Raw genomic sequence first — 25,763 nt, 5'->3', positions numbered from 1 at the left:
CATGCTCCTACAAGGTATCCGGCGGGCCTGAAGTTTTCGGCAACAGGCTTACCGCGTGTTTTTTCCAGGAGGACGCCATGCGTACGATTCTTTTCAGCAGCCAGACCTACGACCGCGACAGTTTTCTCGGCGCCGACCTCCCTGCCGGCATCGAGCTGCACTTTCAATCGGCGCGACTCAGCCTCGACACGGCAGCGCTGGCGGAACATCACGAAGTGGTCTGTGCCTTTATCAATGACGACCTCAGCGCCCCGGTGCTCGAACGCCTGGCAGCGGGCGGCACACGCCTGATTGCCCTGCGTTCGGCCGGCTACAACCATGTCGACCTGGCGGTGGCGAAGCGCCTGGGGTTGTCGATTGTGCGGGTTCCGGCCTACTCGCCCCACGCGGTGGCCGAACACGCGGTGGCGCTGATCCTGGCGCTCAACCGTCGTTTGCACCGTGCCTACAACCGCACCCGCGAAGGGGATTTCAGCCTCCACGGGCTGACGGGATTCGACCTGGTGGGCAAAACGGTCGGCGTGGTCGGCACCGGGCAAATCGGGGCGACCTTCGCGAAAATCATGAACGGTTTCGGCTGCCGGCTACTGGCCTATGATCCTTACCCCAACCCACAGGTCGAAGCCCTCGGTGCACGTTATTTGAGTTTGCCCGAGCTGCTGGCCGAGTCGCAGATCATCAGCCTGCACTGCCCGCTCAATGAGCAGAGCAAACACCTGATCAACCGCGAGTCACTGGCGCACATGCAAGCCGGCGCCATGTTGATCAATACCGGTCGCGGCGGCCTGGTGGACACGCCGGCGCTGATCGACGCGCTGAAGGACGGCCAACTCGGTTATCTGGGGCTGGATGTGTATGAAGAAGAGGCGCAACTGTTCTTCGAGGACCGTTCCGACCTGCCGCTGCAGGACGATGTGCTGGCGCGCCTGCTGACCTTCCCGAACGTGATCGTCACCGCGCATCAGGCCTTCCTGACCCGTGAAGCCCTGGGTGCAATTGCCGCGACGACGTTGCAGAACATTGCAGCCTGGGCGGCCGGCACGCCGCAAAATCAGGTCGAGGGCTGAGCGGATCAGATCTTGGACAACAGGATCATCAAGGCCAGCCAGCCAAAACCGAGCAAGCGTTGGCCTGTTGAATGCCCGGGACGCAGCAGGAACCAGACAAAAAACGGTGGCAGAAAGAAAATCATCAGTTTCAGCCACAGCTCCACCGGACGCGAACCGTTGGGCGTCGGAGCAGGAACCGCAGCCTCGACGCCGGCTTTGCGTTTACGCCCGAACGCGGCCGGCGAAACCTTGGCCACGCTCTCGTCTTGCGGTAAACGTCCGAAAGACAGTGGCGCCTTCGACGTTGCCGCTTGCGCCTCTCGTGTCGGCGCACCGCAATGAACACAAGCAGGCGCCGTTGAACTGATGCGTTGCTTGCACTCAAAACATTCGATTAACGCCATGTCCGTTCCTTAGAAATGCAAAAGCGGCAGTTTGCCATGAGTCGGCAGGTCATTTGAACCTGATCGAAGGTCATCTGCTTGCGCAATGCTGCGTGCAGGCCCGTGCTAGCATACCGCGCATATTTGGAGGACCCATGGTCGAACACGATTTCCGCTATAACCTGATGAACCCGCAACACACCCTCACCGAATGCCGCGCCCTCGTGCCGGGGCGTTATCAAGTCACCGGCAACGGCGGCTCGATTCGCAACAATGACGTGCTGGTCGTGACCCTAAAAGGCGCCAAGGACTTGTCCATGCGCCTGACCGTCGAAACGGTTCGCCATTTGATCAACCCGCCCGGTCAATGGGTCGCGGTGGCCAGTGGTCCGGTGTTCGGTGAACTGGCGATCCACACCTGGAAAGTCAACTGCGACAGCTGCGCCAAAGAGCTGAGCTTCGAGTTCGCGGTCGACGCCAAACTGGGTAACAAGGCTGAAAAGCCTGCCGCCACCGCGCGGATCGCCGAGTTGGGCTGGACCGCCGTCGGTGAGAAGCACCTGTGCCCGAAATGCCAGGAGCCTGCGTGATGAAACGCCTTGCTCTGACCGCAATGGTCGGCGCCAGCCTGCTGGGCTGTGCCGCCGAGCCGGTAAAATTGCAGCAGAACCGCAGCTACATTCTGGAATGGATCGGCGAACGCCCGCTGATGGATTACAGCCACCTGACCGTCACCCTCGGCGAAGATGGCCGGGCCTATGGCAACGGCGGCTGCAACCACTGGTTCGCAGCGTATACGCTCGAAGACGACAAGCTGAGTTTCGGCAAGGTCGGCAGCACGCGCAAACTGTGCGCGCCGGCGTTGATGGAACAGGAAAAGCGCTTCCTCCAGGCCCTGGAAAATGTGCAGCGCTGGGATGTTTCGCCGATCGACCAGATGCGCTTCTGGCCGGCCGAAGGCAAGCCACTGCGTTGGTGGCTTGAAGAAGGCTAAGCCTTGCCGGCGACAACGGCGGGTCATTCACCATTGATTCCGCCTGATGCACGTTCCCCTGTAGGAGCCGGCTTGCCGGCGATGGCGGTGGATCCATAAACATTGATGGTGTCTGACACTCCGCTATCGCCGGCAAGCCGGCTCCTACAAAGTATTGCATTCAGTTTTTAGCCTGTAGCGCCTCAAGCTTTGCCATCAGCCCCGCCGCTGTCTGCTCACCCATCAACTGTTCCCGCACCTTGCCCTTGTTATCGATGATGTACGTCACCGGCAACGCCTCGCTGCGCGGCAGTTCAAACAGCTCCGCCGGATCCGAAGCCAATACGGTGAACCTGATCCCCAGTTTCTCGCTGGCGCTTTTCAGCTCTTCGCCCTGCACGTTGTCGAAGTTGACCCCGAACACACCGATCTTCTTGTCCTTCAACTGCTCGGCCAGCCCGTTCAATTCCGGGATCTCGGTCCGGCACGGGCCGCACCATTCGGCCCAGTAATTAAGCACCAGCCATTGTTTGTCCAGACGTTCGGCGGCGACTTTTTGGCCGTTCTGATCGATGCCATAGTCATTGCCGCAGCCCCCCAACATCAGCGCACCGATGATCGCCAATGCCGCTGCCAATCGCCTTGTCATGTCGTGATCCTTGTTCAAAATTGAATGCGCCTGCGACCCATCGCCTCCCAAGGTTCTGGATTACGCGCAGCACAGTTAGAATAGCCGTCACCTTACGCAAGATGCGACCCGCACATGACCGATCTGACGCTTTATCACAACCCGCGCTGCTCGAAATCCCGCGGTGCGCTCGAACTGCTCGAAGCCCGTGGCCTGACGCCGACCGTGGTGCGCTACCTCGAGACCCCGCTGGACGCCGCGCAATTGCAGAGCCTGCTGAAAAAGCTCGGCCTCGGCGCCCGGCAATTACTGCGCACCGGTGAGGACGAGTACAAGACCCTCAACCTCGCCGACGCGAGCCTGAGCGAGGCGCAATTGATCGCCGCCATCGCTGCGCACCCGAAACTGATGGAGCGACCGATTCTCGAAGTCGGCGACAAAGCCGTCATCGGCCGTCCGCCGGAGAACGTGCTGGAGTTGCTGCCGTGAGCGCGCCGTACATTCTGGTTCTGTATTACAGCCGCAGCGGTTCGACCAATGAAATGGCGCGGCAGATCGCCCGTGGTGTCGAGCAGTCCGGGATGGAAGCGCGCCTGCGCACCGTGCCGGCGATTTCCACCGAGTGCGAAGCGGTGTCGCCGGACATTCCGGACGAAGGCGCGCTGTACGCCAGCCTCGACGACCTGAAGAACTGCGCAGGCCTGGCCCTCGGCAGCCCGACACGTTTCGGCAACATGGCCGCACCACTCAAATACTTCCTCGACGGCACCAGCAACCTGTGGCTGACCGGCGCCCTTGTCGGCAAACCGGCCGGGGTGTTCACTTCCACCGCGAGCCTGCACGGCGGTCAGGAAACCACGCTGCTGTCGATGATGTTGCCGCTGCTGCACCACGGCATGCTGATCACCGGCCTGCCGTACAGCGAATCTGCGTTGCTGGAAACCCGTGGCGGCGGCACGCCTTATGGCGCCAGTCATCACGCCGGCGCCGATGGCAAAAGCGGCTTGAATGAACATGAAGTGGCGCTGTGCCGGGCCTTGGGTCTGCGCCTGGCGAAGACCGCACAAAAGTTGGTGAGCTGAGATGGCGAAAAAGCCGAAGATCCTGCCTTCCATTGAATGGCTCGAACCACGGGTTCGGGCGATGCGCGTCATCAGTCTGCTGTGCTACTTCGGCCTGGTGGGATTGCTCTGCGCTTATTACCTGGTGGTCGCCGACCTGCATGGCGCGCGGCCATGGGTGATTCTGCTGATCGAACTGGTGCCGCTGCTGTTGCTGGCGCCGGGGATGATCGTCGGCAGCGCGCGCGGGCATTCGTGGATGTGTTTTGTGGTGAACCTGTATTTCATCAAGGGCGCACTGGCGGCGTATGACCCGAACCGGCAGCTTTTCGGTTTGCTGGAAATGGGCGCGAGCTTGGCGGTGTTCTGCTCGGCGCTGTTGTATGTGCGGTGGCGGTTTCAGTTGAATCGCAAACTGGCGGGTGAAGGCGAAATCTCCGTCGCCTGACAGATTGCAATCGCTAGCAGGCTAGCTCCCACAGGGGATTTGTGTACGCCACAGATCCAATGTGGGAGCCAGCCTGCTGGCGATTGGCCGGGCGACTCGGTGTCAATGATTGGCGGTGTACGCCAGCATCATCGAGATCTGACTCATCGGCCGCCCGCCGCTTTCTTCATGCCACTGGTTGAACACGCCCTGCACCGTGGCCAGGTCCCGCAGGCTGGTTGGCACTTTGTCGACGATCTTCTGCGCATTCAGCGCCGCCACCACGTCATAACTCGGCACGAAGGTGTCCTTGCCGACCATCCGCAAAAATCTCGGTGCCGACAAGCCACCCAATTGATGACCGTGTTTTTTCAGGTAGGTCCACAAGCCGACGATATCGGTCACCGGCCAATCGGCGATCAACTCGCCAAAACTGCCTTTCTCATGGGCCACGTCCAGCACGAACTGCGCATTGCGCGGCACGCTCTTGAGCTTGCCCAGGTGGCGGATGATCCGCGCGTCCTGCATCAGGCGTTCAAGGTGTTCGGCGCTCATCAGCACGACTTTTTCCGGGTCGAACTTGAAGAACACTTCTTCGAAGGCCGGCCACTTGGCGTCCACCAGGCTGTGCTTGAGCCCGGCGCGGAACACACGCAGCGCCATGGTCGAGAGGTAGCGATCGTCGCTGATATCGCGCAATTGCGCGGCAGTCTTCGGAACGGGCAGATGGGCTTCCAGTTCGGCTGCGGAACCGAAGCGGTTCAGACAGTATTCGTGCAGCCACTTGTAATCGCGCATGCCCTCTCCTGAGGAGTCAGTGAGTAGACCAATGTGGGAGCCAGCCTGCTTGCGATAGCGGTGGGTCAGTCAACGTCTGACTTACCGCAATCGCCAGCAAGCTGGCTCCCACAGTGATTGTGTTTAGAGGTTTACTACGTTAACGAACCGCGACATGGCGGTTTCGTCGATCCGCAGGTTGGTGAAGTCGAACAGGTTGCGGTCCGCCAATTGCGACGGGATCACGTTCTGCAAGCTGCGGAAAATGCTTTCGGTACGGCCCGGCGTCTTGCGCTCCCATTCCTGCAGCATTTCCTTGACCACCTGACGCTGCAGGTTTTCCTGGGAGCCGCAGAGGTTGCACGGGATGATCGGGAATTGCTTGAGGTCCGAGTAGGCCTGAATGTCTTTTTCGTTGCAGTAGGCCAACGGGCGGATCACCACGTTGCGGCCGTCGTCGGCGCGCAGCTTCGGCGGCATGGCCTTGAGCGAGCCGTTGAAGAACATATTGAGGAAGAACGTTTCGACGATGTCGTCGCGGTGGTGACCGAGGGCCATTTTGGTCGCGCCGATTTCGTCGGCAAAGGTGTAGAGCGTGCCGCGACGCAGGCGCGAGCACAGCGAGCAGGTGGTCTTGCCTTCCGGAATCAGCTCCTTGACCACCGAGTACGTGTCTTTCTCGACGATGTGGTACTCGATGCCCAGGGTTTTGAGGTACGCCGGCAGCACGTCCTCAGGGAAACCCGGCTGCTTCTGGTCCATGTTCACGGCCACGATCTCGAACTTGATCGGCGCGACCTTCTGCAAATGCATCAGCACGTCGAGCATGGTGTAGCTGTCCTTGCCTCCGGACAGGCAGACCATGACCTTGTCGCCGTCTTCAATCATGTTGAAATCGGCGACAGCCTCACCGGCCTGACGGCGAAGGCGCTTTTGCAGTTTGTTCTGGTTGACCGTGAGAGTGCCCATGACGCGAGATCCGTGAGGTGTGACGAAAGGCCGGCATTTTACGCAAAAACCCGCCTCCGGCGAAGAGCCCCCTATCTCCTGTAGGAGCGAGCCTGCTCGCGATGGCGGTGTGTCAGTCCAAACAGTCATGCCTGATACACCGCCATCGCCGGCAAGCCGGTCTCGCTCCCACAGGGGATTGTGGTTGACAGTGCCAGTGGCGATTAACAGGGGGATTTACAGCGCGATTTGCTCTAACGCCCTACAACCTGCGGGGTTAAGACCTTTCTATACTGCGTCATAAGGTCGCACACATATCCAGACCTTTACTTACTTGGCCACTTTGGCCTGTAGGCGCTCCACTGGGGGGCGACGGTAAAAACAAGAGGAGTGACTGGCATGATCCATCACGTAGTGGGGCTCTTCACCCACCCCGACCAGGAATGGAAAGAAATCCGTGGCGACCAAGAGGAAAGCATCAGCCACATGTACCTGACCCACACGCTGATTCTGGCGGCGATCCCCGCCGTGTCGGCGTTTATCGGCACCACGCAGGTCGGCTGGGTAATTGGCAGCCGGGCACCGGTGATGCTGACGCAGGAAAGCGCGCTATGGATGACGATCATGTCGTACGTGGCGATGCTCGGCGGGGTTGCCGTAATGGGCGCGTTCATCCACTGGATGGCCCGCACCTATGACGCCAACCCGAGTCTGGCACGTTGCGTTGCGTTTGCGACCTACACCGCGACCCCGCTGTTCATAGGCGGCCTCGCGGCACTGTACCCACACATGTGGCTGGGGATGATCGTCGGGACGGCGGCCATCTGCTACACGGTGTACCTGCTGTATGTGGGGCTTCCAACTTTCATGAACATTCCATCTGACGAGGGATTTCTGTTTTCAAGTTCGGTGCTCGCCGTCGGTTTAGTCGTACTGGTGGCGATCATGGCATTCACTGTCATTGTCTGGGGACTTGGCGTGGGGCCGGTCTACACGAATTAGTTACGCTCTCCACCCAAAATCAAGATCTGCCAATACAGGCCGCCGCAAGGCGGCCTTTCAATGTGGAGGGTAACGACCATTCGGCGCCCTGGCGATTCGCAAGGCCCGAGCGTTGCGGCATACTCGACGTCTCTGGAGATCCATCAAGCATGCCCGAGCAACTCAATACCCGCGTCGAAGACTGTTACCAACAAGCCGAATCCTTTTTCAAACGAACTTTCAAACGCCCCGTGGTGAGCCTCAAGCTGCGCGGGCAAAAAGCCGGTGTCGCGCATCTGCACGAGAACCTGCTGCGCTTCAATCCGCAGCTGTACCGCGAAAACACGGAAGACTTCCTCAAGCAGACCGTGGCCCATGAAGTCGCCCACCTGATCGCTCATCAGCTGTTTGGCGATCGCATCCAGCCCCACGGCGAAGAGGCCATCGAAAACCCTACATAATCACTTTGGCACGCCGCAATTCTTCAATTCGCAGCGAACTAAACCCCAACTCCCCCAACACCTGATCCGTATGCTCACCCAGCGCCGCACCGATATGTCGAGGCTCGGGCAAGCCATCCGAAAACTTCAACGGACACGCCATCTGCGCCTGGCTCGTGCCATCCCCTCGCGGCACGTCGGTCACCAACTCCCGCGCCTGCAACTGCGGATGCCGAATCGCCTCACCCAAGGTCAGCACCGGCTCGACGCACGCATCGAGCTCGGCAAACAGCGCGCACAATTCGGCAAAGTCGTGTTTCTCGAATTCACTCTGCAGCGCGTCCTTTAGCTTCTTTTGCTGGGCAGGCTGAGGTGACAGGCCCAACGCCGCCAACTCCTCCAGCCCCAGTGCCGTGCACAGTTGCTTCATGAACGGCGGCTCCAGGCTGCCCACCGATAACCAGCGGCCATCCCGCGAACGGTAATAGTCGTAAAAGCTGCCGCCGTTGAGCATCTGGTCTTCCCGGCCCGGCTCCTCGCCGCAGGCCAGGTACCCGGCCCCGGCCATGGCGTTCAGGCTGAATGCGCAGTCGGTCATGCTCACATCCAGATGCTGCCCCAACCCGCTTTGTTGCCGGGCGATCACCGCCGCCAGCAGGCCGATGACGCCGTGCAGCGAACCGCCGGCGACATCCGCCACTTGCACGCCCAAGGGCAGCGGGCCGTTGTCGGCGCGGCCGGTGTAGCTCGCCAGCCCCGCCAACGCCAGGTAATTGATGTCGTGGCCGGCGCGATCCTTGTAGGGGCCGGTTTGCCCGTATCCAGTGATCGACACGTAGATCAGCTTTGGGTTGATGGCTTTCAACGCTTCATACCCCAGGCCCAATCGTTCCATGACACCAGGGCGGAATTGTTCCAGGACGATGTCGTAGTCCTGCACCAGTTGCTTGATCACCGCCAGCGCCTCGGGCTGCTTGAGGTCCAGCGCCAGGCTGCGCTTGTTGCGATTGAGGTACGCGTGGCTGGCCGACACGCCTTGGTCATGGGGCGGCAGCACGCGCAACAGGTCCATGCGGGTCGGCGATTCGATGCGCAAGACCTCGGCGCCCATGTCAGCCAATAACAGCGAGGCGAACGGCCCCGGCAACAGTGTCGAGAAATCCAGAACCTTGAGTGATGCCAATGGGCCGGGCATGAGCGATCTCCGTATTCGATGCCTCCAGCCTAGGCAGCCAATCGCGTTGCAGCAATCACCTGATGTGTCAGCAACTGTGACCGTTACGCTCAAATTCCAGGCATGAAAAAACCCGCCGAAGCGGGTTTTTTCATGACAACGCGTGTTACTTGACGTTGCTTGGGGTTGGGCCTTCGGCCACACCCAGGTCGTCTACTTCACGTTCATCGGAGATACCGCGACCGCCGGAAGCCAGCTCGACTTGCAGCTTGTCTTCGTCCAGCTCTTTCACCCACTTGGCCACGACCAGGGTCGCAACGGCATTACCAACGAGGTTGGTCAGCGCACGGGCTTCGGACATGAAGCGGTCGATACCGAGGATCAGCGCCAGGCCGGCTACTGGCAGAGTACCCACGGCCGACAGGGTGGCTGCCAGCACGATGAAACCACTACCGGTCACACCTGCCGCACCTTTGGAGGACAACAGCAGCACCAGCAGCAAGGTGATCTGGTGAGTGAGGTCCATCGGCGTATCAGTCGCCTGAGCGATAAACACAGCCGCCATGGTCAGGTAGATCGAAGTACCGTCGAGGTTGAAGGAGTAACCAGTCGGGATCACCAGACCCACTACCGATTTATCCGCACCCAGGCGTTCCATTTTGATCAGCATGCGTGGCAGAGCCGATTCCGACGAGGAAGTGCCCAGTACGATCAGCAGTTCTTCACGGATGTAGCGGATCAGCTTGAGTACGCTGAAACCATGCGCGCGGCAGATGGCGCCCAATACCAGAACCACAAACAGGATGCAGGTGATGTAGAAGCAGATCATCAGCTGACCAAGCTGTACCAGCGAGCCAACACCGTAAGCACCAATGGTGAAGGCCATGGCACCGAAGGCACCGACAGGCGCGAGCTTCATGATCATGTTGATGATGTTGAACATCACGTGGGCGAAGCGATCGATAAAGTCCAGGACCGGCTTGCCGTACGCACCCAGGCGATGCAGGGCGAAACCGAAGATCACCGAGAACATCAGAACTTGCAGGATATCGCCGTTGGCGAAAGCGCCGACGATGGTGTTCGGGATCACATTGAGGATAAAGGCGACGATGCTCTGGTCTTTACCGGCCGAGATGAAGCCAGCGATTTTGCTGGTGTCCAGAGTCGTTACGTCGATGTGCATGCCGGCGCCCGGTTGCACGACGTTGACCACGACCAGACCGATCAGCAAGGCAATAGTGGAAACGATTTCGAAGTACAGCAGCGCATAACCGCCGGTCTTGCCGACCGATTTCATGTTCTGCATGCCGGCGATACCGCTGACGACCGTACAGAAGATAATTGGCGCGATGACCATTTTGATCAGTTTGATGAACCCGTCACCCAGCGGCTTGAGGGCCACACCGGTCTGCGGGTAGAAGTGACCAAGCAGGATGCCGATGGCGATGGCAACGATCACCTGGAAATACAGGGATTTGTACAGTGGCTGACGAGTCGTCATTGCAAAGTTCCTCAAGAGTGCGCGCTAACAACATCCATCTGTTGCCCACGACACCTGAATTGCGAACCCTCCTGCACTGGAGGGATTTGTTTTTTCGAGCTGCGCGACGGCAGGCATCTGCTCGTTGTATCGCAAGCGGCGTGCCACTTTTGCAAAACCCGCTGCGAGCCTTTTGACATCAGGGGTTACAGGTTCAGCGTGCCTTGGGTGCGCTATAAAACAGTGGCGGATTTCCGCCCATCCGCCAAACCTCGTCCTGCAATTTGGCGGATATCCGCCTTGTCCATTGCCTGACCCGACGACTACCATCCGTCGTTCAATAGACGGACCTGCCTTCTATGCGCGAACGTACCATCGCCAGCCATTTCGCCCGTGCCGCCCTCGGTGGCGCGCGTCGGCTGGGTCATGACTGTTCAAACCTGCTGCAACAACTCGGCATCAGCCCCGAGCTGCTGGAAGAACCGCGTGCGCGCATTGCGCCTGAGCAGTTCACCCGCTTGATCCAGGGATTGTGGCTGGCACTCGACGACGAGTACCTGGGCTTCGGGCCGGTGCCGAGTAAAACCGGCAGTTTCGCGATGATGTGTCATGCGGTGATTCACTGCCGCAATCTCGATAAGGCACTGCATCGCGGCTTGTTGTTTTATAGCCTGTTCCCCGGCGGCCCGCGCCTGACCCTGACCCGCGAAAACGAAATGATCCGCCTGAGCCTGGACGATTCGCAGTTTCAGGATCCGGACCATTTCCTCACCGAGAGCCAGTTGATGGTCTGGCATCGCCTCGGCAGTTGGCTGATCGGCCAGCGCATCCGCCTGGAACAAGCGACGTTCAGCTACCCGAGGCCCGAGCACGGCGCGGAATACGAGTTGCTGTTCCCCTGCCCGATGGAATTTTCCGCGTCGCAGAGCAGCCTGCTGTTCCACAGTCGCTACCTGAACATGCCGTTGCTGCAGGACGAGCGGACCCTCAAGCATTTCCTCGAACACTCCCCCGCCGACCTGTTGTCGCGCCCGGATGACGGCGACAGCCTGAGCAGCCAGTTGCGCCGCTTGCTCAGCCGCGACAGTGCGCGCTGGCCGGACCTGGAAGCGGTGGCCGCGCACCTGCACATCAGCCCGCAGACGCTACGCCGGCATTTGCGCGAAGAGGGTTCGAGTTTTCAGGAGTTGAAGGATCAGTTGCGCCGGGACATTGCGATTTATCACCTGGGGCGTGCGGACCTGTCGTTGCAACAGATTGCCGAGCAGCTGGGGTTTTCCGAGCCTTCGGCGTTTCATCGGGCGTTCAAGAAATGGACCGGGCTTACACCCGGAGCCTACCGCGCGCAGGAGAATTGATTGTTGCGGTGAATTCACCGGCCCCTTCGCGGGCAAGCCTCGCTCCTACAGGAAAGCGCTTTCCCTCGTAGGAGCGAGGCTTGCCCGCGAAGAGGCCCGATTGAGCACCTTCAAACTCCCGGTCAAACCACCGGAAAATGAATCCGGAACGCCGCGCCGCCCATCGGCGAATCGCCCAGGGTCAGTTTCGCGTTGTAACTCTCGATGATGTCCTTGACCACCGCCAACCCGATCCCCTGCCCCGGGTGCTGACGGTCCAGCCGTTCGCCGCGCTGCAGAATCCGCGCGCGCTGATCCGGTGGCACACCCGGCCCGTCGTCCTCGACGCACAATTCGACCCCGCTCAAGGTCTCGCGCACGCTGATGCGCACTTCGCCCAGGCACAGGCGATAGGCGTTTTCCAGCAGGTTGCCCATCATTTCCAGCAAGGCGCCCTGCTCGATGGGCACGTAGCATTGCTCCGGCAGATCGAAGGCCACCCGCACGCGCTTGTCGCGGTAGACCTTGTCCAGCGTGTCGCAGAGGCTTTGCAGCACCGGACGCAACCGCACCTGATGGCGCACCAGGCCGCTTTTGCGCAGGCTGGCGCGCTGCAACTGATAGCTGATCTGCTGGCTCATGCGCTCGATCTGGGTTTGCAGCACCCAGGCCTGATCGCGATCCGCCGGGCGCTGCGCCATGTCTTCGCTGACGCCTTGCAGCACGGTCAACGGGGTTTTCAGGCTGTGGGCCAGGTCGCCGAGAGAATCGCGATAGCGGCTGCGCTGTTCGCGCTCGCCGTGCAGCAAGCGGTTGAGCGAGCCGGTCAGGCGCAGCAATTCACGCGGGTGCTGTTCGCTGAGGCTTTCGCGGGTGCCGCTTTCGATTTCGTCGAGCTCCTGACTGAGTCGGCGCAACGCCTGCAAGCCCCAGGTCAGGCCGATCCACAGCAACGCCAGCAGCACCAACAAAGCGGCGCCGAAACCCAGATAGAGATTTTCCCGCAGGCCTTCGAGGGTGTCTTCGTACTCGCGCACCGGTTGCAGCGCGACGATGCTGAACGCCGCGCTTTTGCCGCCAAGCAGTTTGACTTCGACGTCATAGACGAAGAATTCCTGGCCGTTGGCTTCGCTGATCCTCGCGAACTCGTTACCGCGCCCGTCGTAACGCGGTTTGTAGTTGATGTCCTCTTCCTGAGTGCCCTTCGAGCGCCAGACCAGGTGACCTTCACGGTCATAGATGTAGCCGAGCAAACGGCTGTCGGTGAGGTTGAAACGCTCGTCCGGCAACTGCGCCGGCATCTGCAAGTGGTTGCCTTCGACCCGGGCGGCGGAAATCAGCGTGGTGACGTCCGACGCCAGGCGCTGCTCGATGGAATCCTGCAACGCCAGGCTGAACGCGCCCTGCATCGCCGGCAGCAACGCCAGCATGAACAACACCGCCAGGATCGTGGCGGCGAGCATCAAACGGACACGAAGCGAACGAATCAAGTGCAGCGCTCATTGAACAGGTAGCCGAGGCCCCGCACGGTGTCGATCGGCTTGAAGCCGGCCGGGCCTTCGAGTTTGCGGCGCAAGCGGCCGACCAGCACTTCGATCACGTTCGGATCGCGCTCGTCGTCATCCGGGTAGAGCTGCTCCATCAAGCGGTCCTTGGCCACCACTTGCTGATGATGGCGCATCAGGTATTCGAGGATCCGGTACTCGTAGGCAGTCAGCGCCAGCGGTTGTTCATCGAGGGACGCCTGCTTGCGATTGAGGTCGAGCAGCAGCGGCCCGGCGACGATGGTCGACTGGGTGAAACCGCTGGAGCGACGCAGCAAGGCATTCAGGCGCGCATCCAGCTCTTCGAACTGGAACGGCTTGACCACGTAATCGTCGGCGCCGGCAGCGAGGCCTTCGACCTTGTCCTGCCAGTTGCCGCGCGCGGTGAGGATCAGGATCGGGAAGGTCTTGCCCCGCGAGCGCAGCTGACGGATCAGGTCGAGCCCGCCCATGCCGGGCAGGCCGAGGTCGATCACCGCCAGGTCATGGTTGAATTGCTCGGTCTGGTACAGCGCCTCCTCGGCGTTGGCCACGGACTCGACCACGTGGCCACTGTCCGTCAGGCGGGTTTGCAGGTGATGGCGCAACAGCGCTTCATCTTCGACGACCAGCAATTTCATAACGCTCTCCCGGGCAATTCAACCTCTCCAGAGGTGCAACGGCGTATTTCAAGACAGATCATAGCGGCCCATGAGGTTCTCCTGACGGAGTTTAATGCCATTGTGAAAGACCGACACGTTCGCGTAAGCAGCGCAGTAATCGGCCTGAGGGTTCGGGCGGCCCAACTGCGCGCCCCAGGCACTGTCATGACTGACCACGCCGTTCGTGCCGATGCTGTGCAGGGTGAGGGACTTTTTGGGTCGCTCGCCGGTCTTCCCAAGAGCAAGGCTGGCGACATTATCGTCGGAAGCGAACGCCGCGGTGCTCGCGCTCAAAACGGTGAATGCCAGCAGCAGGTTTTTAAAGCCAGTCATAGGAAAATGTCCTCATGCGCAGATGCTTTGGGTACGGCGCTACATTACGCACCGGCCCCTGAACTCCCCCTGAACGCACTCTGAACCCGAGCTGAACCAGATCGACTAGGCTGTGTTGACGACTTTTTTGCAGGAGATCCGACCATGCGTATATTCCTTGCCCTGTTCTTGCTGGCCGTGAGCGGGCTCAGCCAGGCGGCCATCAAGACCCAGGAAATCCCCTATCAAAGCCCCGACGGCACCAAGCTGATCGGGTATTACGCTTACGACGACGCAGTTAAAGGCCCCCGCCCTGGCGTTGTGGTGGTTCACGAGTGGTGGGGGCTCAATGACTACGCCAAGCGCCGCGCCCGTGACCTCGCCGGTCTGGGCTACAGCGCCTTGGCCATCGACATGTATGGCGACGGCAAAAACACCGAGCATCCCAAGGACGCCATGGCGTTCATGCAAGCGGCGATCAAGGACAGCGCCGCTGCCAGTGCGCGGTTTCAGGCCGGGCTGGATTTGTTGAAGAAACAGCCGCAAACCGATCCGGATAAAATCGCCGCGATTGGCTACTGCTTCGGCGGCAGCGTGGTGCTGAACGCGGCACGTCAGGGCTTGCCGCTGGCGGGTGTGGTGAGTTTCCACGGGGCGCTGGCGACCAAAGCACCTGCAACGCCGGGCAGCGTGAAAGCGAAAATCCTTGTGGAGCATGGCGCGCTGGACAGCATGGTGACGGCGGAAAACGTCGCGGCGTTCAAGGCGGAGATGGACAAGGCCGGGGCCGATTATCAATTCGTCAACCTTGAGGGCGCCAAGCATGGGTTCAGCAATCCGGATGCGGATCGCTTGAGCCATGGCGATCATGGCGGGCCGGATATTGGTTACAACAAGGCGGCGGATGAAAAATCGTGGGCGGATATGCAGGCATTCTTCAAGAAGATATTTGGTTGAGCAGGTAGACCGAGGCGCGGCCATCGCGAGCAAGCCTCGCTCCTACAGGTTAGCGTTATCCCCTGTAGGAGCGAGGCTTGCCCGCGAAGAACGATAACGCGGTCTGACGTCAGGGCTACCCAGCTTCAAGGCAACCCGGCAAAATGCCCGACATGAATCCCGTCCCCGCCCTGCCCGCCTGCTGCACCCCACTCGATGCCCATTGGCCGCTGCCGTTCGTGTTGCCCGATACGGTGCTGCTGAGCACGCACTTCAACACCTCGCAACTGGCCGCCGATGACTTTCAGCGCAGCGCCATCGAGCCGCCCGCGACCATCCGGCGTTCGGTGGCCAAGCGTCAGGCCGAATTTCTTGCCGGCCGGGTTTGCGCTCGCGCCGCGTTGCAGCGCTTGGAAGGGCTGAATTTTACCCCGGCCATTGGCGAAGACCGGGCACCGGTCTGGCCCGCGCACATCTGCGGTTCGATCACCCACAGCACCGGCCGCGCTGCGGCGATTGTCGCGCAGAAAACCCACTGGCGCGGCCTGGGGATGGACCTGGAAAACCTGCTCAACCCTGAACGGGCCGAGCGCCTGGCCGGGGAAATTCTCACCCCGCCGGAGTTACAACGCATGGCGGCAGGCCATCGCGATCAACTGGCGCTGCTGGTGACGCTGACGTTTTCGGTGAAGGAGAGTCTGTTCAAGGCGCTGTATCCGATTGTTCAGCAGCGCTTCTACTTCGAGCATGCCGAGGTGTTGGAGTGGTCCGAGGCGGGTGAGGTGCGGTTGCGATTGCTGACGGATCTGTCCAGTGAATGGCGCCATGGCACCGAGCTGGATGCGCAGTTCGGGGTTAAGGATGGGCAGTTGTTGAGTCTGGTGAGTATCAAGGCCTGAGGATTTACGGCGTCGGTTCGGGCCTCATCGCGAGCAGGCTCGCTCCCACACTGGATCTATGCCACACCGAAAATCCCCTGTGGGAGCGAGCCTGCTCACGATGGCGGCAGACCATTCACCGCCAATCTCAACGCTTCTCCTGATTGCGCGGCCAACTCAAACTGAAACACGCCCCACCCAGGCTCTTGCTCTTGCTGATCAACGCTCGCCCGTCATGCCAATGGATGATCCGCCGCACGATCGACAGCCCCAACCCATGCCCGCCCGAAGCACGGGTTCGGCTGTCATCGAGACGCAGGAACGGTGTAAAGATTTTCTCCCACGCGGATTCCGGCACACCCGGCCCGTCGTCCTCGATGTCCACCCGACAACGCTGCTGCCCGACCTGATAGCTGACGGTCACCCGCGATGAGGCATGGCGCATGGCGTTGCTCACCAGGTTCTGGATCGCCCGGTGCAGGTAACGGGGTTCGGCCTCGACCCAGGCATCATCGCAATCGGCGGCCGAGAGGCACAGACCGCGCTGCACCGTGACGTCGGCGCGCAAGGGCGCCAATTCTTCGATCACTTGATTAACCAACGCATCCAGGTCGATCCGCTGGAAATTCAGCGCGGGCGAACCCTGTTCCAGCCGCGCGTAAGTGAGCATCTCGTCCACCAGCCGATCAAGGTCTTCAATGTCATGATCCATGCCCTCGCGGTACTTCTCCAGCGCCTGCGGCGTGGTGGCCGAGCCGATCATCTCCAGGCCGAAACGCAGCCGCGCCACCGGCGTGCGCAATTCGTGGGACACCGCGCGTACCAGTTCACGCTGGATCGCCAGCAACTGCTGCAAGTGCTCGGCCATGCCGTTGAACGCCGAGGCCAGGCGTCCCACCGAGTCGGCACCGCGCGCCGGCACGCGGGTTTCCAGGCTGCCTTTGGCGATGCGCGTGGCGGCCGCTTCGAGCCCGCGCAAACGACGCTCCAGTTGCCGCACCAAGAGATAGACGATCAACCCGATCAGGCTCAAGCCCAGCGCCGCGATCAGCACCAGCCACTCCGGCGGGTAAGGATTCATCTGATACAGCGGACCGATTTCCAGCACCCACGGCGTGCCGACCATGCCGGCAAACACCCGGATCGAATCGCCGCCCTTGCCCAGCGCCATTACCGTATCGCCTTCGGCCACCCGACGGCTCTGGTCTTCGTCCATGTCCGCTTCGCCGACCGTGACCAGCCGCAAGTCGAAACCAAACCCCTTGTCTTCTTTCAACTGCGCCAGTCGCTTGGGCTGCTCGGCCACCGGCACGCGCACCAGCTCATCGGCGAGCAGGTAAATAGTCGCGCGGGCCAGTTGCTCGCTGATCTGCTGCACCTCCCCCGTGAGCACCAACTGCTCCTTGTCGCTGATCAGCCGATAGACCTTCGCCGCATGCGGACCGGTCTGCTCCACCAGCGCCTGACCGCGCAGCACGCGGGTGCGCTGAGTCAGGTCGAGGTCGGTCTGGGCGAAGGTCTTCAGCGCCAACGGAATCCCGAGCAGGCGTTCCCACACCAGCAAGGCGCGGTGACGCTGGGTTTCGTTCATCGGTTGCAGGTTGTCGGCCATCAGCGAGAACGTGCCATGGGCCAGGCGCTCGCGGTATTGCTCGCTGCGCACCTGGTTGAGCATGTGCAACGCCAGCACGCCGAGCACCGCCACCAGAATCAGCGCCGCGCACATGCCGCCATAGATGCGCAGGAAGATCGAATTCACAGCGACGGGTCTACGCAGGCTTCCGGCACAAACAGGTAGCCCTTGCTGCGGATGGTTTTGATCAGGCGCGGATGATCCGGGTCATCGCCGATCTTCGGCCGGATGCGCGAAATGCGCACGTCGATGGAGCGGTCCTGGCCGTCATAGCCGATGCCGCGCAGTGCGGTGAAAATCTCTTCACGAGAGAGGATGCGCCCGGCATTGGCCACCAACAGCCACAGCAGGTCGAACTCGGCGCTGGTCAGTTCGATGCCGTTGTCGTGCAGCCAGGCTTCACGCAAGGCGTTGTCCACCACCAGCGGGCCGAACTGCAGGCGCCGCTGTTTTTCCGGGACGGGTTCAGGCGCTTCACTGCGCCGCAACAAGGCCTGGATGCGGGCTAGCAGCAGGCGTGGGCGAACCGGTTTGCAGACGTAGTCGTCGGCGCCCAGGTCGAGGCCGAGGATCTGATCGGTGTCGTCGGTACGCGCGGTGAGCATCAGGATCGGCCCGTCGTACTTGTCACGGACCTTGCGGCAAATGCTCAGGCCGTCTTCACCCGGCAGCATCAGGTCGAGGATCACCAGGTCCGGTTTCTCCTTGATGATGCGCGCGGCCGCCAGGGCGCCGTTGCCTTCGATCGACACACGCAGGCCATTGGCCTCCAGGTATTCGCGGGTCAGTTCGGCCAGACGCTGGTCGTCTTCCACTATCAATACCTGCCAGGCTTCTTGCTCCACGGTGACCTCTGCTTGCCAACAACACTAATAAGGAAGGATCCGCCCGTCTTTTTGTAATGATTGGGGAGGATAAGAATGCGTAACCATCGGCCGATTGTATAAACGTCGCCCGCCGAGAACACAAGCCGGCAAATGCGTTCGGACAACCCGGTTTTTTGTGATAGGGTTCGCGCCCTTAAAAATCCGAATGACTGTTTTCAATCGCTGAAAATCAGTGAAAAACAGTCCGCTCCAGCTAGGTCGCGGCCTACACGCTCGTTCCACCTTTCACACACAATTTACGCACAGGTTTATCCACAGGTAGTACGTTGCAACACCCTCCGAAACGCATTATCTTGTACCCCGACGCGAAAAAAACCCTACATGTAGGGTTTTACGCCAAAAACCAAACACAAACCGGACACCGATTTCAAGCGCTTTTATTGCCTCTTTCCGGTTGAACCAAACGTATTTTCGAAAGACCAAACCGCGCGTGCGGATGGCTACTGTTTTTGAGCCGGAAACGGCGTTAACGGTACGGGTGTTGCAGTCGATTACTGTCACCCAAAAGGATCCTGGTGTCAGGCTCAAGGCCTGGGACCAAAGACTTCGGCATGGAAGCGGCGCCCCAACAGCCCCCTTCCTGATCTGTCCCGAAGTTGGTATGCCCGGCCCAGCCGGTTGTAGTGCTTCAGGACGGAACGGTGGGCACCGTGATGGTGCCCAAACAAACATAGAGAATGTGGAGACAACCCCCCATGCAAACCGACACAACTCGCGAGAACCCGCAGGGCACTTTGCCGCAGGCCGCTGATTCGACTTCGGATCTGTCCGCCACCGCGCCTGGCCAACTGCGCGTGATCAAGCGTAACGGCACTGTCGTTCCTTACACCGATGACAAGATCACCGTCGCGATCACCAAAGCGTTTCTCGCAGTTGAAGGCGGCACCGCTGCCGCTTCGTCGCGAATCCATGACACCGTGGCCCGCCTGACCGAACAGGTCACCGCGACCTTCAAGCGTCGCATGCCATCGGGCGGCACCATCCACATCGAAGAAATCCAGGACCAGGTCGAACTGGCCCTGATGCGTGCCGGTGAGCAGAAAGTGGCTCGCGACTACGTGATCTACCGCGACGGTCGTTCGAAACAACGCGCTGCCCACGCTCCGGCAGAAGAAGCGGTCAACGCTCACCCGTCGATCCGCATCACCCGCGCCGACGGCACTTTTGCACCGCTGGACATGGGTCGCCTGAACACCATCGTCACCGAAGCGTGCGAAGGCCTGGAAGAAGTCGACGGCGACCTGATCCAGCGCGAAACCCTGAAAAACCTGTACGACGGCGTGGCCCTGACCGACGTCAACACCGCCCTGGTGATGACTGCCCGTACCCTGGTCGAGCGTGAGCCGAACTACTCGTTCGTGACCGCCCGCCTGCTGATGGACACCCTGCGTGCCGAAGGCCTGAGCTTCCTGAACGTTGCCGAAAGCGCGACCCACCACGAAATGGTCGACCTGTACGCCAAGGCATTGCCTGCGTACATCGCCAAGGGTATCGAATTCGAATTGCTGAACCCGGTCCTGGCCACCTTCGACCTGGAAAAACTCGGCAAGGCGATCAACCACGAGCGCGATCAGCAGTTCACTTACCTGGGCCTGCAAACCCTGTACGACCGTTACTTCATCCACAAGGACGGTATCCGCTTCGAACTGCCGCAAATCTTCTTCATGCGCGTGGCCATGGGCCTGGCGATCGAAGAGAAGCAGAAAGAAGACCGTGCGATCGAGTTCTACAACCTGTTGTCGTCCTTCGACTACATGTCGTCGACTCCGACCCTGTTCAACGCCGGTACCCTGCGTCCACAGCTGTCCAGCTGCTACCTGACCACCGTGCCGGATGACCTGTCGGGCATCTACCACGCGATCCACGACAACGCCATGTTGTCGAAATTCGCCGGTGGCCTGGGCAACGACTGGACCCCGGTTCGTGCACTCGGTTCGTACATCAAGGGCACCAACGGCAAATCCCAGGGCGTGGTTCCGTTCCTGAAAGTCGTCAACGACACCGCCGTTGCCGTTAACCAGGGTGGCAAGCGCAAAGGCGCTGTGTGTGCCTACCTGGAAACCTGGCACATGGACATCGAGGAGTTCATCGAACTCCGCAAGAACACCGGTGATGATCGTCGTCGTACCCACGACATGAACACCGCCAACTGGATCCCTGACCTGTTCATGAAGCGCGTCTTCGATGACGGCAAGTGGACCCTGTTCTCGCCGTCCGAAGTACCGGACCTGCACGACCTGACCGGCAAGGCTTTCGAAGAGCGTTACGAGTACTACGAAGCCCTGACCGAGTACCCGGGCAAGGTCAAGCTGTTCAAGACCATCCAGGCCAAAGACCTGTGGCGCAAAATGCTGTCCATGCTGTTTGAAACCGGCCACCCATGGCTGACCTTCAAAGACCCGTGCAACCTGCGCAGCCCGCAGCAGCACGTTGGCGTGGTCCACAGCTCGAACCTGTGCACCGAGATCACCTTGAATACCAACAAGGACGAGATCGCCGTTTGCAACCTGGGCTCGATCAACCTGCCGAACCACATCGTCAACGGCAAGCTGGACACCGCCAAGCTGGAACGCACCGTGAACACCGCTGTTCGCATGCTCGATAACGTTATCGACATCAACTACTACTCGGTGCCGCAAGCGAAGAACTCCAACTTCAAGCACCGTCCGGTCGGCCTGGGCATCATGGGCTTCCAGGACGCTTTGTACCTGCAGCACATTCCTTACGGTTCCGACGCTGCCGTCGAGTTCGCCGACAAGTCGATGGAAGCGGTCAGCTACTACGCGATCCAGGCGTCCTGCGACCTGGCCGATGAGCGCGGCGCGTACGAGACGTTCCAGGGGTCGCTGTGGTCCAAAGGCATCCTGCCGCTGGATTCGCAACAGATCCTGATCGAGCAGCGCGGCCAGAAGTACATCGACGTTGACCTGAACGAATCCCTGGACTGGGCACCGGTTCGCGCCCGTGTACAGAAAGGCATTCGTAACTCCAACATCATGGCCATCGCACCGACCGCGACCATCGCCAACATCACTGGCGTCTCGCAGTCGATCGAACCGACCTACCAGAACCTCTACGTGAAATCGAACCTGTCGGGCGAATTCACCGTGATCAACCCGTACCTGGTTCGCGACCTCAAGGCTCGCGGTCTGTGGGACTCGGTCATGATCAACGACCTGAAGTACTACGACGGTTCGGTGCAGCAGATCGAGCGCATCCCGCAAGAACTCAAAGAGCTCTACGCGACTGCCTTCGAAGTGGACACCAAGTGGATCGTCGACGCGGCAAGCCGTCGTCAGAAGTGGATCGACCAGGCTCAGTCGCTGAACCTGTACATCGCCGGCGCCTCGGGCAAGAAGCTGGACGTGACCTACCGCATGGCCTGGTACCGTGGTCTGAAAACCACTTACTACCTCCGTGCCCTGGCCGCGACCAGCACCGAGAAGTCGACCATCAACACCGGCAAGCTGAACGCTGTTTCCAGCGGCGGCAACCACGGTGAAGATTCGGTCCTGGCAGCTCCTGCCGGTCCTGCTCCAGTGCCGAAGGCTTGCGCCATCGACGAGCCGGATTGCGAAGCTTGCCAATAAGCTGAGCCGGTAGGCGCTGAAAGGCGCTTACCCGACAACCCCCGATCGGTCCTCTGGATTGGTCGGGGGTTTTCTTTTGCCCATGGAAATGTGGTGACTGGTATGACGCCTTCGCGGGCAAGCCTCGCTCCTACAAGGTTTTGTGAACGACAAAGAGCTTTGTAGGAGCGAGGCTTGCCCGCGAAGAGGCCCTCCCTGACAACACAAAATCCCGGCCACAAAAAAGCCCCTCTTACGAGGGGCTTTTTATGCAGCGCTATCCAGCATCAGGTCATCTGAATGATGGTCTGCATGATGGTGCTTTGAGTCGAGATGGTCTTGGCGTTCGCCTGGTAGTTGCTCTGCGCCTTGATCAGGTCGACCAGTTCGCTGGTCAGGTTGACGTTGGACTCTTCCAGGGAGTTGGAGTGGATCTCGCCCAAGGTGCCGGTGTTCGGCGCATCGTAGCCCGGGATACCGGACGCGTAGGTTTCTTTCCAGCTGGTGCCGCCTACTGGCTGTAGACCTTGCTCGTTGGTGAAGCTGGCGAGCGAGATCTGGCCGATGGCCTTGGTCTGGCTGTTGCTGAAGTTGGCCAGCATGATACCGCTACCATCGATGGTCAGGTTGGTGATCTGGCCGGTGGCGTAGCCGTTCTGCGTAGGAATCGAACGTGCGGTGTCAGCATTGTATTGCGAGGTTTTGGCCATGGAGACCGTAACGACGCCGGAAGTAGCGCCGTTCGCTGTCCACACGCCATTTTTCACGTCACCGGGAATCCAGCCGGTGACCCTCAGGTCAGGGCTCACGATCGGCGCCGGAACGGCCGGAGTGGTAACCGAAACCAGATTGCCCGAGGTATCGAACACCATGGTCGAAGCGACCGGCAGGTTCAACGGAACCGCGGTAGGACTAGGGTCGGTGCCATTCGGGTTGCGACCATCAATCAGGGTGTAGGTTTTCCAGGTGTTCGCCCCGGTCTTGACCATGTATTGGTCCATGACGTGCTTGTTACCCTGAGTGTCATAAATCGGGGTACTGAACTGTTTGGTGAAGGTGGCTTCTTTGGTCGAATCAAACGGGGTGGCAACCTGATCGATAACCGGTGCGGTGGAGTTCAGGTTGATCGTCGACGACACCGTGGAGGTGTTTTTTGGCGCCAGGTTCGAAGTATCGATACGCAGATCGGTCAACACGCCGTTGATGATCTTGCCGTTGGCGTCCACGCCGTAACCTTGCAGACGCGAAGTACCGTCGGTGTTGGTGACGTAACCGTCCTTGTCGACCTTGAACGTACCGGCACGGGTGTAGGACAGCGAGCCGTTGTCGTTCAGCACGAAGAAGCCGGAACCGTTGATGCCCATGTCCAGCACGTTGCCGGTGTTGTTGACGTCGCCCTGGGTGAACTGCTGGGAAACGTTGGCCAGGCGCACGCCGTTACCAATGGTTTTGCTACCGGAACCCAGCTTGGTGGCCGAGTAAACGTCCGAGAATTCCGCACGGGACGATTTGAAACCGGTGGTCGCGACGTTGGCGATGTTGTTGCCGGTCACGTCCAGTTGTTTGTTGGCTGCATAGAGACCGCTAAGGCCGATATTGAAAGACATATTCCACTCCTTTGTGCCGTGTTAGTCGGCTCTACATACCAATTGTTTGTACTTTGGACAGGGCGATGCTGCCCCCACCGGCGAGATTGAGCATCAACTCACCGCCGGTCTGGCTGATGGTCACGCTGCTGACAGTCGCCGGCAGGTACGTCACCAGCGAAGTCGCCTTGCCGTCGTAAGTTGCGGTGGCGCCGAAGGTGTACGTACCCGCCTTGGCCACTTCGCCTGCATCGTTCTTGCCGTCCCAGATGAAACTGGCGCTGCCGGCTTTTTGGCTGCCCAGGTCGATGGTGCGGATGACCTTGCCATCGGCGTCGCTAATCTTCACTTTCACCGGGTCCACCGAGGCCGGAACCGCGACGGTCCCGTTGAAGCTCTTGGAGGTATCGACCACGGCCTTCTCGCTCGGCGCGATGACCGAACGCCCGACCAGCGACGAAGCCTGCAGGGCCTGGGACGAGTTGTAATTGCTGGCCAGGCCACTCACGGTGGTGTTGAGCGTGGTGATGCCTTCCAGGCTGCTGAACTGCGCCAGCTGGGCAACGAACTCGCCGTTGTCCTGCGGCTCCAGCGGGTTCTGGTTCTTCAGCTGTGTCACCAGCAACTGCAGGAACGCGTCCTTGCCCAGGGCCTTTTTGCCGGTGGCGCTGTTCGTGGCGGACGCCAGGCCGTCGGCACTGGTGTTGGTCTTGATCGAAGAGTTGGCCAGGATGTCTTTGAGGCTAATGCCGCTGGTGGTATCGGTAACACTCATCTGAGTCGCCCCTTATCACTGACCGAGGGTCAGGACCTTCTGCATCATGGTTTTGGCGGTGTTCATCATTTCGGCGTTGGTCTGGAACGAACGGCTCGCGGAAATCATGTCAGCCATTTCTTCAACCACGTTGACGTTCGGGTAGTAGACGTAGCCCTTGGCGTCGGCCGCCGGGTGGTTTGGCTCATAGCGCGCTTCCAGATTGCTCTGGTCTTCGACCACGCCCAGCACTTGCACGCCCTGACCGGCCGCGTCCTGGTTCTGGAACAACGAATCGCTGCCGCCGCTCTGCCCGCCCTGGAACATGGTGGCGAACACCGGATGACGTGCGCGATAGGTCTGGTCGATGCTCGACGAGACGGTCTCGGCGTTGGCGATGTTCGAGGCCACGGTGTTCAAGCGCGTGGTTTGCGCGCTCATGCCGCTACCGGCAATGTTGAAAACACTGGATAGAGACATGACTTACTCTCCGCGAATGGCTGACATCAGCCCTTTGAATTTGCTGTTGAGCAGGGTGAAGCTGGCCTGGAAGTTGATCGCGTTTTCCGCGTAGTTCGACTGTTCCAGTTGGGCATCCACGGTGTTCTGGTCAATCGACGGTTGCATCGGCGTGCGATACAGCAGCGACTCGTCGCCATTGCCCATGCCTTCGGCTTCGATATGACGGTTGTTGGTCATGTTCAAGGCGAATGTGCCGCTCTTGGTTTTCTCGTTCTGCTCGGCGAGCACTTTCGAGAAGTCCAGATCCCGAGCCTTGTAGTTCGGGGTGTCGGCGTTGGCGATGTTGTTGGCCAGGACTTCGGCACGCTGGGCGCGGAAGCCCAGGGCTTGTTCGTGGATACCGAGCGCTTTATCGAAGCTGATGCTCATGTCGGGAAACCTTCGGGTGACCTGATTTTTCGTACGATGGATATAGCAAGCGGCGTGCCAATTCAAAAAAGCCCGTAAACCGGGGCTTTGCGGGCTTGGGCAAGGCGGCAATGCCAGAAAAGCGGCAACGGGTTTCCGCCGTCTGCCGCTTTTCTGCCGCTTTCGGTTTTGGGCTTGGGTTGTGTGCATATCCGTTTTTGCGGTAACGGCGGCTATTGGTTTCGCCCTTACGGCGAGTCACTTTGGAAAAGCCCCAAAGTAACCAAAGGGCTCTTGCCCCTTTCGTTCGGTGCCTCGCTAATGCTCGGCATGCCCTCGCTCCGGTCCTGCTCCGTGGGCCCGCCGCTATCGGCCATCCATGGCCGGGGGCGGCTAACCCGGCATCCATGCCGGGTTGCCCACTGCGCAGAACCTCCACTCGGCCTCTCGAGGGGGCGACCACCGCCACAGCCGCCGAGGCGGCCTGAAAGCCGA

26 protein-coding genes and 1 pseudogene are annotated in these 25,763 nt (G+C 60.3%); 12 read left to right on the top strand and 15 right to left on the bottom strand.

All coding sequences use genetic code 11. The features are described from left to right. The first annotated feature begins 77 nt into the window (after positions 1-77). On the top strand, positions 78-1,067 hold the full coding sequence (locus KGB27_RS14845; protein WP_207286450.1) for a 2-hydroxyacid dehydrogenase: 990 nt from the start codon (positions 78-80) through the stop codon (positions 1,065-1,067). Positions 1,068-1,072: 5 nt separating this feature from the next. Here the strand turns inward: KGB27_RS14845 and KGB27_RS14840 are convergent, their stop codons facing one another. After that, the gene (locus tag KGB27_RS14840) at positions 1,073-1,453 is read right to left on the bottom strand and encodes a hypothetical protein (protein ID WP_223555108.1); all 381 of its coding nucleotides are present in this window, start codon (positions 1,451-1,453) and stop codon (positions 1,073-1,075) included. 134 nt (positions 1,454-1,587) lie between these two features. Between KGB27_RS14840 and KGB27_RS14835 the strand changes: the two genes are divergently transcribed. Together KGB27_RS14835 and KGB27_RS14830 are read left to right on the top strand one after the other, a co-directional pair. Continuing rightward, positions 1,588-2,022 (top strand): hypothetical protein, encoded by a 435-nt coding sequence (locus KGB27_RS14835; RefSeq protein ID WP_008029332.1) that lies wholly within the window; start codon positions 1,588-1,590, stop codon positions 2,020-2,022. Beyond that, positions 2,022-2,426, top strand: coding sequence for an META domain-containing protein (locus KGB27_RS14830; protein ID WP_008041642.1), 405 nt, complete (start codon positions 2,022-2,024; stop codon positions 2,424-2,426). The genes KGB27_RS14835 and KGB27_RS14830 overlap by 1 nt, the downstream gene beginning before the upstream one ends. A gap of 160 nt (positions 2,427-2,586) precedes the next feature. On the opposite strand, the gene KGB27_RS14825 is transcribed toward KGB27_RS14830, so the two are convergent. Beyond that, entirely contained in the window at positions 2,587-3,054 is a 468-nt protein-coding gene (locus KGB27_RS14825; protein ID WP_192420403.1) for a TlpA disulfide reductase family protein, read from the bottom strand. A 114-nt stretch (positions 3,055-3,168) separates the two neighbouring features. Here KGB27_RS14825 and arsC point away from each other — a divergent pair, with 114 nt between their 5' ends. The 3 genes from arsC to KGB27_RS14810 are packed head-to-tail and all read left to right on the top strand — an operon-like array spanning position 3,169 to position 4,542. Beyond that, complete coding sequence (gene arsC, locus KGB27_RS14820) at positions 3,169-3,522, top strand: arsenate reductase (glutaredoxin) (RefSeq protein WP_008029340.1); 354 nt, start codon at positions 3,169-3,171, stop codon at positions 3,520-3,522. Beyond that, on the top strand, positions 3,519-4,115 hold the full coding sequence (wrbA, locus tag KGB27_RS14815; RefSeq protein ID WP_008011647.1) for an NAD(P)H:quinone oxidoreductase: 597 nt from the start codon (positions 3,519-3,521) through the stop codon (positions 4,113-4,115). The genes arsC and wrbA overlap by 4 nt, the downstream gene beginning before the upstream one ends. Before the next feature lies 1 nt (position 4,116). Then, complete coding sequence (locus KGB27_RS14810; RefSeq protein WP_008029342.1) at positions 4,117-4,542, top strand: DUF2069 domain-containing protein; 426 nt, start codon at positions 4,117-4,119, stop codon at positions 4,540-4,542. 102 nt (positions 4,543-4,644) lie between these two features. Here KGB27_RS14810 and KGB27_RS14805 read toward each other — a convergent pair whose 3' ends face one another. Both KGB27_RS14805 and ttcA read right to left on the bottom strand, forming a co-directional pair. Further along, a complete protein-coding gene (locus KGB27_RS14805) occupies positions 4,645-5,319 on the bottom strand; it encodes a DNA-3-methyladenine glycosylase I (protein ID WP_008029344.1) in 675 nt (224 codons plus the stop codon). A 123-nt stretch (positions 5,320-5,442) separates the two neighbouring features. Next, on the bottom strand, positions 5,443-6,267 hold the full coding sequence (ttcA, locus tag KGB27_RS14800) for a tRNA 2-thiocytidine(32) synthetase TtcA (RefSeq protein WP_008029346.1): 825 nt from the start codon (positions 6,265-6,267) through the stop codon (positions 5,443-5,445). A 378-nt stretch (positions 6,268-6,645) separates the two neighbouring features. Between ttcA and KGB27_RS14795 the strand changes: the two genes are divergently transcribed. Both KGB27_RS14795 and KGB27_RS14790 read left to right on the top strand, forming a co-directional pair. Next, a complete protein-coding gene (locus KGB27_RS14795; RefSeq protein WP_008029348.1) occupies positions 6,646-7,248 on the top strand; it encodes a Yip1 family protein in 603 nt (200 codons plus the stop codon). Positions 7,249-7,397: 149 nt separating this feature from the next. Then, positions 7,398-7,667: pseudogene (locus KGB27_RS14790) on the top strand (SprT-like domain-containing protein); the annotation flags it as partial. A gap of 13 nt (positions 7,668-7,680) precedes the next feature. Here the strand turns inward: KGB27_RS14790 and KGB27_RS14785 are convergent. Further along, complete coding sequence (locus KGB27_RS14785; RefSeq protein WP_223555106.1) at positions 7,681-8,862, bottom strand: CaiB/BaiF CoA transferase family protein; 1,182 nt, start codon at positions 8,860-8,862, stop codon at positions 7,681-7,683. Between the two features lie 145 nt (positions 8,863-9,007). Next, on the bottom strand, positions 9,008-10,342 hold the full coding sequence (locus KGB27_RS14780) for a dicarboxylate/amino acid:cation symporter (RefSeq protein WP_008029353.1): 1,335 nt from the start codon (positions 10,340-10,342) through the stop codon (positions 9,008-9,010). A gap of 338 nt (positions 10,343-10,680) precedes the next feature. On the opposite strand from KGB27_RS14780, the gene KGB27_RS14775 reads away from it, so the two are divergent. Continuing rightward, positions 10,681-11,679 (top strand): AraC family transcriptional regulator, encoded by a 999-nt coding sequence (locus KGB27_RS14775; RefSeq protein ID WP_223555104.1) that lies wholly within the window; start codon positions 10,681-10,683, stop codon positions 11,677-11,679. Between the two features lie 122 nt (positions 11,680-11,801). Here the strand turns inward: KGB27_RS14775 and KGB27_RS14770 are convergent, their stop codons facing one another. Genes KGB27_RS14770 through KGB27_RS14760 form a run of 3 tightly spaced genes read right to left on the bottom strand, consistent with a single transcriptional unit; the run spans position 11,802 to position 14,176 of the window. Then, complete coding sequence (locus KGB27_RS14770) at positions 11,802-13,148, bottom strand: ATP-binding protein (RefSeq protein ID WP_223555102.1); 1,347 nt, start codon at positions 13,146-13,148, stop codon at positions 11,802-11,804. Beyond that, positions 13,145-13,822: a response regulator gene (locus KGB27_RS14765; protein ID WP_008029360.1), complete on the bottom strand. Its 678-nt coding sequence runs from the start codon at positions 13,820-13,822 to the stop codon at positions 13,145-13,147. The genes KGB27_RS14770 and KGB27_RS14765 overlap by 4 nt, the downstream gene beginning before the upstream one ends. Before the next feature lie 48 nt (positions 13,823-13,870). Next, a complete protein-coding gene (locus KGB27_RS14760; RefSeq protein WP_008029361.1) occupies positions 13,871-14,176 on the bottom strand; it encodes a hypothetical protein in 306 nt (101 codons plus the stop codon). A 144-nt stretch (positions 14,177-14,320) separates the two neighbouring features. Here KGB27_RS14760 and KGB27_RS14755 point away from each other — a divergent pair, with 144 nt between their 5' ends. Together KGB27_RS14755 and KGB27_RS14750 are read left to right on the top strand one after the other, a co-directional pair. Next, entirely contained in the window at positions 14,321-15,112 is a 792-nt protein-coding gene (locus KGB27_RS14755) for a dienelactone hydrolase family protein (RefSeq protein WP_207286444.1), read from the top strand. A 152-nt stretch (positions 15,113-15,264) separates the two neighbouring features. After that, positions 15,265-15,990, top strand: coding sequence for a 4'-phosphopantetheinyl transferase (locus KGB27_RS14750; protein ID WP_223481750.1), 726 nt, complete (start codon positions 15,265-15,267; stop codon positions 15,988-15,990). A 127-nt stretch (positions 15,991-16,117) separates the two neighbouring features. Here the strand turns inward: KGB27_RS14750 and KGB27_RS14745 are convergent, their stop codons facing one another. Beyond that, positions 16,118-17,728: an ATP-binding protein gene (locus KGB27_RS14745; RefSeq protein ID WP_008041763.1), complete on the bottom strand. Its 1,611-nt coding sequence runs from the start codon at positions 17,726-17,728 to the stop codon at positions 16,118-16,120. Next, complete coding sequence (locus tag KGB27_RS14740; RefSeq protein ID WP_008041764.1) at positions 17,725-18,447, bottom strand: response regulator; 723 nt, start codon at positions 18,445-18,447, stop codon at positions 17,725-17,727. The genes KGB27_RS14745 and KGB27_RS14740 overlap by 4 nt, the downstream gene beginning before the upstream one ends. A 737-nt stretch (positions 18,448-19,184) precedes the next feature. On the opposite strand from KGB27_RS14740, the gene KGB27_RS14735 reads away from it, so the two are divergent. Further along, a complete protein-coding gene (locus tag KGB27_RS14735; protein ID WP_008029373.1) occupies positions 19,185-22,079 on the top strand; it encodes a ribonucleoside-diphosphate reductase subunit alpha in 2,895 nt (964 codons plus the stop codon). A 266-nt stretch (positions 22,080-22,345) separates the two neighbouring features. Here KGB27_RS14735 and flgE read toward each other — a convergent pair whose 3' ends face one another. Genes flgE through flgB form a run of 4 tightly spaced genes read right to left on the bottom strand, consistent with a single transcriptional unit; the run spans position 22,346 to position 25,289 of the window. Beyond that, a complete protein-coding gene (gene flgE / locus KGB27_RS14730) occupies positions 22,346-23,665 on the bottom strand; it encodes a flagellar hook protein FlgE (protein WP_192227949.1) in 1,320 nt (439 codons plus the stop codon). A 31-nt stretch (positions 23,666-23,696) separates the two neighbouring features. Further along, positions 23,697-24,419, bottom strand: a complete 723-nt coding sequence (flgD, locus tag KGB27_RS14725) for a flagellar hook assembly protein FlgD (protein WP_223481751.1) — start codon at positions 24,417-24,419, stop codon at positions 23,697-23,699. A gap of 15 nt (positions 24,420-24,434) precedes the next feature. Beyond that, a complete protein-coding gene (flgC, locus tag KGB27_RS14720; protein WP_007937507.1) occupies positions 24,435-24,878 on the bottom strand; it encodes a flagellar basal body rod protein FlgC in 444 nt (147 codons plus the stop codon). Positions 24,879-24,881: 3 nt separating this feature from the next. Next, positions 24,882-25,289 (bottom strand): flagellar basal body rod protein FlgB, encoded by a 408-nt coding sequence (flgB, locus tag KGB27_RS14715; RefSeq protein WP_008041767.1) that lies wholly within the window; start codon positions 25,287-25,289, stop codon positions 24,882-24,884. Positions 25,290-25,763 lie beyond the last annotated feature (474 nt).

Origin of the sequence: Pseudomonas sp. BF-R-01 (assembly GCF_019946615.1) — a bacterium.
GTDB lineage: Bacteria > Pseudomonadota > Gammaproteobacteria > Pseudomonadales > Pseudomonadaceae > Aquipseudomonas > Aquipseudomonas migulae.
This window is presented reverse-complemented; position numbering and strand designations above follow the sequence as displayed.